This window comes from Erwinia sp. L03-1, from assembly GCF_058686115.1.
Map to the genome: position 1 here is coordinate 1,995,981 of NZ_CM178762.1, position 12,382 is coordinate 2,008,362.

Sequence of the window (12,382 nt, forward strand, 5' to 3'; positions counted from 1 at the left end):
ATCATAGCGATGAAAGTGCAATCTGTCAGGGAATGGCGACACGTTGAGGATGATTTCTGACGTTCAGCGTCAGAACAGCTGCGCCTGCTGCGGCCAGTCCGGCGCTTCTCCGCACTGCGGCAGGATCGCCTGCAGGGTGGGCCAGAGAGCCTGAACCAGGTCGGGTGCAAAGCCAATGTCGGGGGTATGGATGAACAGCCAGGGCTGGCCCTGTTCGGCCCATCGCGGCAGCAGCGCCCGCCAGGATTGAAACCAGGCCAGATTAGCCCCGGGATCGTCACCGCCGATAAATCGAATCATCGGCTGATCGGCGGTCTTCACCGCATGCACCGGCAGTACCGGTTTCTTGCGCTGTGCTTCGATAATGGCTGGATTACTCGGTTTTGCCGAATGTACGCCGCGCGTATCGAGGATCACCCGGTTAACGCCACGGTCGTGCAACCCACGGTTAAGCGCCCGTTCAGCGTCTCCCTTGGTGAAAAATGCCGGATGACGGACCTCCACGCCGTAGCGAAAGCCAGAGGGCAGGGTATCCAGAAATGCCCAGAGTACCGGTAGCTCATCCGGGCCGAAAGCCGGAGGCAGCTGCAGCCAGTACTGACCCATGCGCGCATCAAGCGGGGCGAGCAGGCTAAAAAATTCTGCGGTGAGATCCTGACAGTTGCGCAGAGCCGACTGATGGCTGATGGTCGCCGGGAATTTAAAGCAGAAGCGGAAGTCGTCGTGCGTCATGTCGTACCAACGCTGCACGATCTCCGGCCTCGGCAGGGCATAAAGCGTGGTATTACCCTCTACGCAGTTAAAATAGCGGGCATAGTCCGCAAGGGTAGCAATACCCAGCTTCTTCCACTGAGGATGCTGCCACTGCGGCAGTCCAAGATAAAAAGGCTTCACCGGCGTTCCCTCTCGTATCGTCCAGCAGGAAATGTAACGAGGCCAGCAGCGGAGTGCAACCCGTCAGCAGGCGTGACGGGCTGTCAGCTTATAATGCGGCGATAATGTCGGCGGAGTGACGGACACGGCCCAGGCGCGGGAAAATATTTTTCATGCTGCCCTCGTGCTGGTCGGTGCTGCCCGCGCTGCAAACGTCCTCAGCGACGATCAGGTTGAAACCCAGCTCCCAGGCGTTACGCGCGGTGGACTCCACGCCAATATTGGTGGAGATACCGCCCAGCACGATGGTATCAATACCCCGTCGGCGCAGCTGTAACTCCAGGTCGGTGCCGTAGAATGCGCCCCACTGATGCTTGGTTACTTCGATGTCGCTCTCCTCTTTGCCCAGCGCGGCGGGGTAGACCCACCAGTTCCCGGGCAAGGCACCGCCGTGGCTGACATCGACCGGCTGCTTCGGCGCGTCGCCGAAGTCTTTGGCCCAGCCCACGCGCACCAGCACTACCGGGGCATTGACGGCGCGAAACGTCGCGGCAAGCGTTGCGGCGCGGGTGACCACCTCAGATGCGCTGTGTGGGCCACCGGCAAAGGGCAGGATCCCTTCCTGAAGGTCGATTAATACCAGTGCGGTTTTAGCTGCATTTATCTCTAACATCGTCTCTCCGGTGCAAAAGGGAAACCATTGAGAATACAGCTAATCCCGCTTTTTCTGCGATAAGAACAATGTTCGCAAAGGGTGAAATTTGTTAGCGTTTATGAGAGGCGGGGTGTCTGCGGGCTATTTTGCCCGCTTTCGGGGGCGTTGATGCGGTTACGGCTCTTATCGCGCCGGGCTTTTTCAATTATAATGGCCGCCATTTTTCGCGACAGCATCGCCTGCATGGGCAGAGACAACAAAACTGCTGCGCGTGAGCGGCGAAGTTTAAAGGATATCGTTATGCGTACTGATTATTGCGGACAGCTCAATCTGTCCCACGTAGGCCAGCAAGTGACACTGTGCGGTTGGGTCAACCGCCGCCGCGACCTGGGCAGCCTGATCTTTATTGATATGCGCGATCGCGAAGGTATCGTACAGGTATTTTTCGATCCGGACCGTCAGGAAGCTTTCCAGCTGGCCTCTGAACTCCGTAACGAATTTTGCATTCAGCTCACCGGCACCGTCCGCGCTCGCGACGATAAAAATAAAAACAGCGAGATGCCGACCGGTGAGATCGAAGTGTTTGCCACCGACCTGAGCATTATCAACCGCGCCGAGCCGTTGCCGCTGGATTCCAATCAGGTCAACAGCGAGGAAGCCCGTCTTAAGTACCGCTACCTCGATCTGCGCCGCCCGGATATGGCTCAGCGCCTGAAGGCGCGCGCTAAAATCACCAGCTTCGTCCGTCGCTTTATGGATGACAACGGCTTTCTGGATATCGAAACGCCGATGTTGACCAAGGCCACGCCGGAAGGCGCGCGCGACTACCTGGTACCCAGCCGCGTACATAAAGGCAAGTTCTATGCTCTGCCGCAGTCGCCTCAGCTGTTTAAACAGCTGCTGATGATGTCGGGCTTCGACCGCTACTATCAGGTGGTCAAATGCTTCCGCGATGAAGATTTACGCGCCGATCGCCAGCCTGAATTTACCCAGATCGATGTTGAAACCTCGTTTATGACCGCCCCACAGGTGCGTGAGATCATGGAACGTCTGGTGCGCGAGCTGTGGCAGGACGTGAAGGGCGTTGATCTGGGTGATTTCCCCACAATGACCTTCGAAGAGGCGATGCGTCGTTACGGCTCTGATAAGCCGGACCTGCGCAATCCGATGGAGCTGGTGGACGTTGCTGACCTGCTGAATACCGTTGAGTTTAAGGTGTTCTCCGGGCCGGCTAATGATCCTAAAGGTCGCGTGGCGGCGCTTCGTGTGCCGGGCGGCGCACAGCTCAGTCGTAAACAGATTGACGAATACGGCAAGTTTATTGAAATTTACGGCGCGAAAGGTCTGGCTTATATCAAGGTCAATGAGCGCGCGAAAGGCCTGGAAGGCATCACCAGCCCGGTGGCCAGGTTCCTGAATGCGGACATCGTTGAGTCCATTCTGGCCCGGACCGACGCCGCCGACGGCGATATGATCTTCTTCGGCGCTGACAGGGCGAAAGTGGTGGCTGATGCGCTGGGTGCGCTGCGCCTGAAGCTGGGCCGCGACCTGGCCATCACCGATGCTGCCGCCTGGAAGCCGCTGTGGGTTATCGACTTCCCGATGTTTGAGGATGACGGTGAAGAGGGTCTGACCGCGATGCACCATCCGTTCACCGCGCCGAAAGAGCTGACGCCGGACGAGCTGAAAGCGGCTCCCGAAGCGGCTATTGCCAACGCGTACGATATGGTCATTAACGGCTATGAAGTCGGCGGCGGCTCCGTGCGTATTCATAATGGGCAGATGCAGCAGACGGTGTTTGGCATTCTCGGCATTACCGGGCAGGAACAGCGTGAGAAATTTGGCTTCCTGCTGGATGCGCTCAAGTACGGTACGCCGCCGCATGCGGGTCTGGCGTTTGGCCTCGACCGTCTGGTGATGCTGCTGACTGGCACGGATAACATCCGTGACGTGATCGCGTTCCCGAAAACGACGGCGGCAGCCTGCCTGATGACCGAGGCCCCAAGCTTCGCGAACCCGGCATCGCTGGGCGAACTGGGCATTGAAGTCGTGAAACAACAGCAGGCCCGCGCGTCTGATTCGTCATCAGAGAGCGAGTAAATGGCTTTTAAGCATCCGGTATCGGTGCTGGTGGTGATTTACGCCAGCGATACCCGGCGGGTGCTAATGCTGCAGCGGCGGGATGACAGCAGCTTCTGGCAGTCGGTTACCGGCAGTCAGGAGCCTGCGGAAACGCTGGCTGAAACCGCCGTGCGCGAAGTGTGGGAGGAGACGGGAATTGACGTCAACGCTGAGCAGCTCACAGTCAGCGACTGCCAGCGTCAGATAGAATTCGAAATCTTCGCGCATTTCCGCCACCGCTATGCGCCTGATATCACGCATAACGCCGAGCACTGGTTCAGTCTTGCTCTGCCAGCGGAGCGGGATATCATGCTGAGCGAGCACCTGGCGTTTTGCTGGCTGCCCGCCGAAGAGGCCGCGCAGCTAACGAAATCCTGGAGTAACCGCCAGGCAATTGAAGAATTTGTTGTATCACTTTTGGATTAACTTTCTGACCGCAAGACGGTTTTAAATTATCTGACTATCCAGGCGTTATCATTGAGGTAGCCTGTGAGGGATCGAGGAGAGAGGAATTAATGGCTGGTCACAGTAAATGGGCAAATACCAAACACCGCAAAGCGGCTCAGGATGCCAAACGCGGTAAGATTTTCACCAAAATTATCCGCGAGCTGGTCACGGCGGCCAAGCTGGGCGGCGGCGATGCCGCCTCCAACCCGCGCCTGCGTGCGGCAATGGATAAGGCGCTGTCAAACAACATGACGCGCGATACCATGAATCGTGCTATTGCGCGCGGCGTGGGCGGTGAAGATGACAGCAACATGGAAACCATCATCTATGAAGGTTACGGCCCCGGCGGCACGGCTGTGATGGTCGAGTGCCTGAGTGATAACCGTAACCGTACCGTTTCCGAAGTACGTCACGCGTTTACCAAAACCGGCGGCAACCTCGGCACGGACGGCTCCGTCGCCTACCTGTTTACCCGTAAAGGTGTGGTGTCATTTGCGCCAGGTCTGGAAGAAGACAGCGTAATGGACGCAGCGCTGGAAGCGGGAGCGGAAGATGTGGTGACCTATGATGACGGTGCCATTGACGTGTTCACCGCCTGGGAGTCGCTGGGTGAGGTGAAGGATGCGCTGGAAGCGGCGGGACTGGCCGTGGAATCCGCCGAGGTCACGATGATCCCATCAATGAAGGCCGATATGGATGCTGAAACGGCACCTAAACTGCTGCGCCTGATTGATATGCTGGAAGACTGTGACGATGTGCAGGAAGTCTACCATAACGGTGACATCTCTGATGAGGTGGCGGCAACCCTTTAATGGCGTTGCACTCACTTAAAATCCCTCTGGCCGGAGACGCGTGATGGCGATCATTTTAGGTATCGATCCAGGTTCACGCATAACCGGCTATGGCGTGATTCGTCAGGTCGGACGGCAGCTGACCTATCTGGGCAGCGGCTGTATACGCACCTCGGTGACTGATTTACCCACCCGCCTGAAGCTGATTTATGCAGGCGTCAGCGAGATTATTACCCAGTTCCAGCCGGAATATTTTGCCATTGAGCAGGTGTTTATGGCGAAGAATGCGGACTCCGCGCTGAAGCTTGGTCAGGCGCGCGGTGCGGCAATCGTGGCGGCGGTAAATCAGGACCTGCCGGTGTTTGAATACGCCGCCCGGCAGGTGAAACAGACCGTGGTCGGCACGGGCAGCGCGGAAAAAAGCCAGGTGCAGCATATGGTCAGAACGCTGCTTAAGCTGGCCGCAAACCCCCAGGCGGATGCCGCCGATGCGCTGGCCATCGCCATCACCCACTGTCACGTTAGCCAGAATGCTAACCGCATGGGAGAAGGGCAGCTTAACCTGGCGCGTGGTCGCCTGCGTTCCTGAGAGGCTGGATATCCATCCAGCTTTTTTTATGCTATAACCCCGCACTGATGCTCATCAGCAGGTAGCCTAAAAGATAAGGGGTAAGATGTGATTGGTCGTTTACGAGGCATTATTCTTGAGAAGCAGCCGCCGCAGGTATTGCTGGAAGCTAACGGCGTGGGCTATGAAGTACATATGCCGATGACCTGCTTTTATGAGCTTCCCGAACTGAACCACGAAGCGGTGATCTTCACCCACTTTGTTGTGCGCGAAGATGCCCAGCTGCTGTTTGGTTTTAACAGCAAGCAGGAGCGCGCGCTGTTTCGCGAGCTGATCAAAGTGAACGGCGTGGGGCCTAAGCTTGCGCTGGCTATCCTCTCCGGCATGTCTGCCCAGCAGTTTGTGACCGCCGTAGAACGGGAAGAGATCGCTGCGCTGGTCAAACTGCCAGGCGTGGGCAAAAAAACCGCCGAGCGGCTGGTGGTAGAAATGAAAGATCGCTTCAAAGGTATGCATGGCGATCTGTTTGCTGCCGATGCACCTTTCGCACTGACCAGCGAAGTGCAAAACGCCGCAGTATCCAATGATGCGGAAAGTGAAGCGGTTGCTGCGCTGGTATCGCTGGGGTATAAACCTCAGGAAGCCAGCCGGATGATCGCAAAAGTGGATCGCCCGAATGCCGACTGCGAAACGCTTATTCGCGAAGCCCTGCGCGCAGCTATCTGAGGTAAAGCATGATTGAAGCCGACCGCCTGGTCTCGCCGGGAACCATCAATGAAGAAGAGGTCATTGATCGGGCTATTCGCCCCAAACTGCTTGAGGAGTATATCGGCCAGCCGGTCGTTCGCGAGCAGATGGAGATTTTTATCCAGGCAGCCAAAATGCGTGGCGATGCGCTCGATCACCTGCTGATTTTTGGCCCGCCGGGGCTGGGTAAAACCACGCTGGCGAATATCGTTGCCAACGAGATGGGCGTAAACCTGCGCACGACCTCCGGGCCGGTGCTGGAGAAGGCTGGCGATCTCGCGGCCATGCTGACCAACCTTGAACCGCACGACGTGCTGTTTATTGATGAAATCCACCGGCTGTCACCGGTGGTGGAAGAGGTGCTCTATCCGGCGATGGAGGACTACCAGCTGGATATTATGATTGGCGAAGGCCCTGCCGCGCGCTCGATCAAGCTGGATCTGCCGCCCTTCACCCTGATTGGCGCCACCACGCGGGCGGGATCGCTGACCTCACCCCTGCGCGATCGCTTCGGCATCGTGCAGCGGCTGGAGTTCTACCGCGTTGAGGATCTCCAGTATATCGTGGCGCGCAGCGCGGCCTGCCTGGGTCTGCCGCTCAGCGAGGAAGGGGCGCTGGAAATTGCCCGTCGCGCCCGCGGCACACCGCGTATCGCAAACCGACTGCTGCGGCGCGTACGGGACTTCTCGGAGGTGCGCGCCGCGGGCAGCCTGAGTGGCGAGGTGGCATCCCGTGCGCTGGATATGCTGAGCGTCGATACCGAGGGTTTTGACTATATGGACCGCAAGCTGCTGCTGGCGATCATCGACAAATTTACCGGTGGTCCGGTGGGGCTGGATAACCTTGCTGCGGCAATTGGTGAGGAGCGCGAAACCATCGAAGACGTACTGGAGCCTTATCTTATCCAGCAGGGATTCATTCAGCGCACCCCGCGCGGGCGCATCGCCACTCAGCATGCTTATAAGCATTTTGGCATCACCCGGGAAGAGTAGACTCCGGTTCCGGAGAGTGCGGGAGAGGGCGCGATGGTGATAAGCCGACCGTCGGGCGGATCAACGTGGAGCGGTATTGCGCGCATGCCCGGGTCAGATGAGACCGAAAAAAAAACACCCTGCCAGCGTTATGCTGTCAGGGTGTTTTTTTGTTTGTTATCTCAGACGCGGGGTTTGACCGCCATGCTGAGTAAAAACATCAGTGAGGCCCCAAGAACCACCGACGGCCCCGCCGGAGTATCCCAGGTAGCAGAGAAGCTCAGGCCCGCCGACACGGCCACTATCCCCACCAGCACGGCAATGCCGGCCATCTGTTCCGGCGAACGCGCAAAGCGACGGGCGGTGGCCGCCGGGATGATCAGCAGCGACGTGATGATCAGCGCGCCGACAAACTTCATTGCCACGCCGATGGTCAGCGCGGTCACCAGCATTAACACCATTTTGCTGCGCTGAATATTCACGCCATCCACCTGCGCCAGTTCAGGGCTAATGGTCATTGACAGCAGCGAACGCCAGTTACATGCCAGTACCGTAAGCACCACGGCCACGCCCGCCGCAATGCTGTAGAGATCGGTTGGGGTCACCGACAGCAGATCGCCAAACAGATAGGCCATCAAATCCACCCGCACATTTGACATCAGGCTGACCACCACCAGCCCCAGCGACAGCGCGCTGTGCGCCATAATGCCCAGGAGCGTATCGATCGCCAGGTGGGGACGACGCTCCAGCCAGACCAGTACCATCGCCAGTAACAGCGTGACGGCGATAACCGCATAAAACGGACTGACGTTAAGCAACAGGCCAAACGCGACGCCCAGAAGGGAGGCGTGGGCTAAGGTATCGCCAAAATAGGACATACGGCGCCAGACCACAAATGACCCCAGCGGACCAGCCGCCAGCGCCAGTAACACCCCAGCCAGCCAGCCGGGTAAAAGCAGTTCAATCACTGACCTGTTCCTCTGCGTAAAACGATACGTCCCTGGAGATCGTGCCGATGGTTATGATGGTGGCGATAAATTGCCAGCTGCTGGGCTCCCTGAGAGCCAAACATGGCGATAAATTCAGGATGCTGCGACACGGCTTCCGGCGTGCCGGAACAGCAAATATGCTGATTCACGCACAGCACCTCGTCGGTCTTGGCCATCACCAGATGCAGATCGTGCGATACCATCAGCACGCCGCAGTTCAGCTCATGACGCAGCTGGTCTATCAGGTCGTAGAGGGCGACCTGACCATTAACGTCAACGCCCTGAGTCGGCTCATCCAGCACCAGCAGCTGCGGCTCGTTGAGCAGGGCGCGGGCAAGCAGTACGCGCTGCATCTCCCCACCGGAGAGTTTTTGCAGCGGGTAGTTGAGCAGCTGGGCGGCCTGGACACGGCTAAGCGCCGGGACGATATCCGCGCGCCGCACACCGCCGCGCAGCAGCATAAAGCGCTCAACCGTCAGCGGTAACGTGGGATCCAAATGGATCTTTTGGGGAACGTAACCGATACGGAGCTGCGCAGGGCGGTGGAGGCTACCCTGGTCGGGTTTTATTAATCCCAGCACTACGCGAACCAGGGTAGATTTCCCTGCTCCGTTAGGGCCGAGCAGCGTCAGAATACGCCCCGGCTTAAGCGTAAGCGACACCTCGGAGAGGACGCGACGAGCACCAAAGCTGACCGAAATTTTTTCAAGGCTTATCAGTGAGGTCATAGTGATTACAGGTTGCAGAAGTTTTAGAATGTTATAATATCACATTCCATCGACCCCTCACGATGGAATGACGCATTATGTTACATAAAATTAAACCCGCCTTCGCCTCCCTTGCGGGGCTTGCCTTTGCCGCTTCGCTGACCCTGCCTGCCCAGGCGGCGGTTGTCGCCTCGGTTAAACCCCTTGGCTTCATTGCTGCTGCCATAGCTGACGGCGTGACGCCTGTCCAGGTTTTGCTGCCTGATGGCGCATCCGAACATGATTATGCCCTGCGGCCTTCTGATGTCAAACGCCTGCGCAGCGCGGATCTGGTGGTATGGGTGGGGCCGGAAATGGAGGCGTTTATGCCGAAAGCGGTGGGACAACTGCCCGCCGGGAAATCCATTGAACTGGCCGCGCTGCCGGCGATAAAACCCCTGCTTATTCGGGGTGCCGATGATGACGATCAAGGGCATGAAGAGGGGTCACAAGCCCATGAAGAGTCGGGGCATACTCATCATCATGGCGAGTACAATATGCACCTGTGGATGTCCCCAGAAATCGCAAGGCAATCTGCGGTTGCAATCCACGCAAAATTGTTGGAACTTATGCCGCAAAGCAGAGACAAACTAGACGCGAACCTGCAGCATTTTGAGGCAGAATTGGCTACCGCCGATTCGCAAATCGAGTCTCAGCTTGCTCCGGTGAAAGGAAAGGGTTATTTCGTTTTTCACGATGCCTACAGCTACTTTGAAAAACATTTCGGATTGACCCAAACGGGACATTTTACCGTTAACCCTGAGATCCAACCCGGCGCGCAGCGACTACATCAAATACGAACAGAGCTGGTTGAGCGTAAGGCCGTTTGCGTCTTCGCTGAACCACAGTTCAGGCCAGCCGTGATTGAGGCCGTTGCCCGCGGGACTGACGTACGTTCTGGTACGCTGGACCCACTGGGCACCGCCATCACTCCGGGCAGAGACAGCTATGTGAAATTCCTCTCACAGCTGTCCACCCAGTACGCGAGCTGCCTGAAAGGAGACTAGAGGAATATAATACGTGCAGCAGATTGCCCGCGCTGTCGCCATGGCGTTCAACACATTGCCAAGAACCCACCGCATTATGCTGGGTTCACTTACCGCTGTTACTCTGGCCGTCTCTGTCTGGCGGCCTTATGTCCATCATACCGCTGATGAAAATCCCATCGTAAAAACGATTGAGATGGATAAAAATCAGCTGCGTAAGCTGCTGCCGGAGGCCAGTGAACCTCTCGATCAGGATACGCCCGCCCCTGAAGATGACGTACCTAAAGATGAAATAGATGAAGACGTGCAGAATGAAACCGGTACGCACGACTATGTCGTGTCCTCCGGCGATACCCTGAGTAGCGTTCTGAATCAGTACGGCATTGATATGGGCGACATCGCTCAGCTGGTTAAAGCCGATAAAGACCTGCGTAACTTACAGGTAGGCCAGCAAATTTCCTGGACGCTGACCGATGACGGCCAGCTACAGCGCCTCACCTGGGAAGCCTCCCATCGCGAAACCCGCACCTACGATCGCTCGGGCGATACCTTCAAAGTCAGTTCTGAAATGCTGAAAGGCGAGTGGAAAAGCAGCGTGCTTTCCGGCACGGTTGAAGGCAGCTTTGTCACCAGCGCCAAACAGGCAGGGCTGAGCAGTGGGGAAATCAGTGCGGTGATCAAAGCCCTCCAGTGGCAGATGGACTTCCGCAAGCTGCGCCACGGTGACAAATTCTCGGTACTGATGTCCCGCGAGATGATGGATGGCAAGACCCAGCAGAGTCAGCTCAAAGGGGTACGCCTGGAGAGCGGCGGCAAGGATTATTATGCCATTCGTGCCGATGACGGTAAGTTCTACGATCGCAGCGGCGCCGGGCTTGCCCGCGGCTTTATGCGCTTCCCCACGGTTAAACAGTATCGCATCTCCTCAAACTATAACCCCCGTCGTCTGAACCCGGTCACGGGGCGCATTGCGCCGCATAAGGGCGTTGATTTCGCGGTGCCAATCGGCACGCCAGTGCTGGCGGTGGGCGATGGTGAAGTTATCGTCTCTAAGCGCAGCGGCGCGGCAGGGAACTACGTTGCCATCCGTCACGGTCGCCAGTATATGACCCGCTATATGCACCTGAAAACGCTGCTGGTGAAGCCGGGTCAGAAGGTCAAGCGCGGCGATCGTATCGCCTTAACCGGCAACACCGGACGCTCAACCGGCCCCCATCTGCATTATGAAATCTGGATCAATAATCAGGCGGTCAATCCACTGACGGCGAAGCTGCCAATGATGGAAGGCCTGACCGGCAGTGAGCGCAGTGCTTATCTGGCCCAGGTCCGGGAAGTGATGCCGCAGCTGCGCTTCAAATAGGCTTAGCGGATTTTTCTTAAGCCGACGGGATGCTCCCGCCGGCTTTTTCGTTTTATCCGTAAAATGATGGGGCATTGCATTATCGCCCGTCGGCACTATCATAGGCCGGTTATTGTTTGAGGCGAGTGCATGGAAAAGAGCAAAAAAAGCAGCATTGAATTTATCCCCGTTTTTCAGAAATCCTTTCTGATGCCGCGCTACTGGGGCAACTGGCTGGCGATTGGCTGCTGTGCCGGACTGGCCTGGGTGCCAGCCCGCCTCCGCGATCCGCTGCTGGGCGCGCTGGGGCGGCTGGCGGGAAAATTTGCGAAAAGCGCACGACGTCGGGCACAGATTAATCTGTATTACTGCCTGCCTGAGCTTCCTGAAGCAGAAAGGGAAAAAATCATCGACGATATGTTTGCCACTGCACCACAGTCAATGGTGATGATGGCTGAGCTGGCGTTGCGTCCTGCGCATACCCGTCCGCGCATTAAGTGGCATAACCGCGAAATCATTGACAGCTGTCGCGATGCGGGGGAGAACGTGATTTTCCTTGTCCCGCACGGCTGGGCGGTCGATATTCCGGCTATGGTGCTGGCCTCGGAAGGGCAGAAAATGGCGGCGATGTTCCATAACCAGCGCAATCCGCTGATGGACTACGTCTGGAACGCGATCCGCCGTCGCTTTGGTGGCAGAATGCATGCCCGCAATGACGGCATCAAACCCTTTATCAGCTCGGTCCGTCAGGGATACTGGGGCTACTATCTGCCCGATCAGGATCACGGTGCTGAACACAGTGAGTTTGTCGATTTCTTTGCCACCTACAAGGCGACGCTGCCTGCCGTAGGGCGGCTGATGAAGGTGTGCCGTGCCAGGGTGGTGCCGCTGTTTCCGGTTTATAACAGCAAAACGCACCAGCTGGACGTCCTGCTGCGGCCACCGATGGATGACCTGCTGGAGGCCGACGATACCACGCTGGCCCGGAGGATGAACGAAGAGGTGGAAGTATTCGTGCGCCCGCATCCCGAGCAGTACACCTGGATCCTCAAGCTGCTGAAAACGCGTAAAGAGGGGGATATCGAACCTTACCGGCGTAAGGACCTCTATCCTAAGTAGTGCGCAGTAAAAAGGGCGGAAATTCCGCCC

The 12,382-nt window shown here is 57.4% G+C and carries 13 protein-coding genes; 9 read left to right on the forward strand and 4 right to left on the reverse strand.

Features of this window, described 5'->3' with window-relative positions; translation table 11 throughout:
- Positions 1 to 69: 69 nt before the first annotated feature.
- On the reverse strand, positions 70 to 894 hold the full coding sequence (locus AC4PCC_RS09190; RefSeq protein ID WP_492127169.1) for a DUF72 domain-containing protein: 825 nt from the start codon (positions 892 to 894) through the stop codon (positions 70 to 72).
- A gap of 88 nt (positions 895 to 982) precedes the next feature.
- A complete protein-coding gene (locus tag AC4PCC_RS09195) occupies positions 983 to 1,546 on the reverse strand; it encodes a hydrolase (protein WP_492127170.1) in 564 nt (187 codons plus the stop codon).
- Between the two features lie 282 nt (positions 1,547 to 1,828).
- Here AC4PCC_RS09195 and aspS point away from each other — a divergent pair, with 282 nt between their 5' ends.
- The 6 genes from aspS to ruvB all read left to right on the forward strand — a co-directional run bounded on the left by aspS (position 1,829) and on the right by ruvB (position 7,194).
- On the forward strand, positions 1,829 to 3,628 hold the full coding sequence (gene aspS, locus AC4PCC_RS09200) for an aspartate--tRNA ligase (RefSeq protein WP_492127171.1): 1,800 nt from the start codon (positions 1,829 to 1,831) through the stop codon (positions 3,626 to 3,628).
- On the forward strand, positions 3,629 to 4,075 hold the full coding sequence (gene nudB, locus AC4PCC_RS09205; protein ID WP_492127172.1) for a dihydroneopterin triphosphate diphosphatase: 447 nt from the start codon (positions 3,629 to 3,631) through the stop codon (positions 4,073 to 4,075).
- A gap of 89 nt (positions 4,076 to 4,164) precedes the next feature.
- On the forward strand, positions 4,165 to 4,908 hold the full coding sequence (locus tag AC4PCC_RS09210) for a YebC/PmpR family DNA-binding transcriptional regulator (protein WP_067701131.1): 744 nt from the start codon (positions 4,165 to 4,167) through the stop codon (positions 4,906 to 4,908).
- A 43-nt stretch (positions 4,909 to 4,951) separates the two neighbouring features.
- The gene (gene ruvC / locus AC4PCC_RS09215) at positions 4,952 to 5,476 is read left to right on the forward strand and encodes a crossover junction endodeoxyribonuclease RuvC (RefSeq protein ID WP_067701134.1); all 525 of its coding nucleotides are present in this window, start codon (positions 4,952 to 4,954) and stop codon (positions 5,474 to 5,476) included.
- A gap of 87 nt (positions 5,477 to 5,563) precedes the next feature.
- Entirely contained in the window at positions 5,564 to 6,181 is a 618-nt protein-coding gene (gene ruvA / locus AC4PCC_RS09220; protein WP_067701137.1) for a Holliday junction branch migration protein RuvA, read from the forward strand.
- An 8-nt stretch (positions 6,182 to 6,189) separates the two neighbouring features.
- On the forward strand, positions 6,190 to 7,194 hold the full coding sequence (gene ruvB / locus AC4PCC_RS09225) for a Holliday junction branch migration DNA helicase RuvB (protein ID WP_067701141.1): 1,005 nt from the start codon (positions 6,190 to 6,192) through the stop codon (positions 7,192 to 7,194).
- A 161-nt stretch (positions 7,195 to 7,355) separates the two neighbouring features.
- Here the strand turns inward: ruvB and znuB are convergent, their stop codons facing one another.
- Together znuB and znuC are read right to left on the reverse strand one after the other, a co-directional pair.
- Positions 7,356 to 8,141: a zinc ABC transporter permease subunit ZnuB gene (gene znuB / locus AC4PCC_RS09230; RefSeq protein WP_492127173.1), complete on the reverse strand. Its 786-nt coding sequence runs from the start codon at positions 8,139 to 8,141 to the stop codon at positions 7,356 to 7,358.
- Complete coding sequence (gene znuC, locus AC4PCC_RS09235) at positions 8,138 to 8,890, reverse strand: zinc ABC transporter ATP-binding protein ZnuC (RefSeq protein WP_492127174.1); 753 nt, start codon at positions 8,888 to 8,890, stop codon at positions 8,138 to 8,140. The genes znuB and znuC overlap by 4 nt, the downstream gene beginning before the upstream one ends.
- 77 nt (positions 8,891 to 8,967) lie before the next feature.
- Between znuC and znuA the strand changes: the two genes are divergently transcribed.
- The 3 genes from znuA to lpxM all read left to right on the forward strand — a co-directional run bounded on the left by znuA (position 8,968) and on the right by lpxM (position 12,352).
- Positions 8,968 to 9,915 (forward strand): zinc ABC transporter substrate-binding protein ZnuA, encoded by a 948-nt coding sequence (gene znuA / locus AC4PCC_RS09240; RefSeq protein ID WP_492127175.1) that lies wholly within the window; start codon positions 8,968 to 8,970, stop codon positions 9,913 to 9,915.
- A gap of 13 nt (positions 9,916 to 9,928) precedes the next feature.
- On the forward strand, positions 9,929 to 11,254 hold the full coding sequence (mepM, locus tag AC4PCC_RS09245; RefSeq protein WP_492127176.1) for a murein DD-endopeptidase MepM: 1,326 nt from the start codon (positions 9,929 to 9,931) through the stop codon (positions 11,252 to 11,254).
- A 129-nt stretch (positions 11,255 to 11,383) separates the two neighbouring features.
- Positions 11,384 to 12,352: a lauroyl-Kdo(2)-lipid IV(A) myristoyltransferase gene (gene lpxM, locus AC4PCC_RS09250; protein WP_067701156.1), complete on the forward strand. Its 969-nt coding sequence runs from the start codon at positions 11,384 to 11,386 to the stop codon at positions 12,350 to 12,352.
- Positions 12,353 to 12,382: the final 30 nt, after the last annotated feature.

Coding starts and splice junctions, on each gene's coding strand:
- AC4PCC_RS09195 (WP_492127170.1), bottom strand. CDS start 1,546: ATGTTAGAGATAAATGCAGCTAAAACCGCACTGGTATTAATCGACCTT.
- ruvC (WP_067701134.1), top strand. CDS start 4,952: ATGGCGATCATTTTAGGTATCGATCCAGGTTCACGCATAACCGGCTAT.
- AC4PCC_RS09210 (WP_067701131.1), top strand. CDS start 4,165: ATGGCTGGTCACAGTAAATGGGCAAATACCAAACACCGCAAAGCGGCT.
- ruvB (WP_067701141.1), top strand. CDS start 6,190: ATGATTGAAGCCGACCGCCTGGTCTCGCCGGGAACCATCAATGAAGAA.
- znuC (WP_492127174.1), bottom strand. CDS start 8,890: ATGACCTCACTGATAAGCCTTGAAAAAATTTCGGTCAGCTTTGGTGCT.
- nudB (WP_492127172.1), top strand. CDS start 3,629: ATGGCTTTTAAGCATCCGGTATCGGTGCTGGTGGTGATTTACGCCAGC.
- aspS (WP_492127171.1), top strand. CDS start 1,829: ATGCGTACTGATTATTGCGGACAGCTCAATCTGTCCCACGTAGGCCAG.
- lpxM (WP_067701156.1), top strand. CDS start 11,384: ATGGAAAAGAGCAAAAAAAGCAGCATTGAATTTATCCCCGTTTTTCAG.
- znuA (WP_492127175.1), top strand. CDS start 8,968: ATGTTACATAAAATTAAACCCGCCTTCGCCTCCCTTGCGGGGCTTGCC.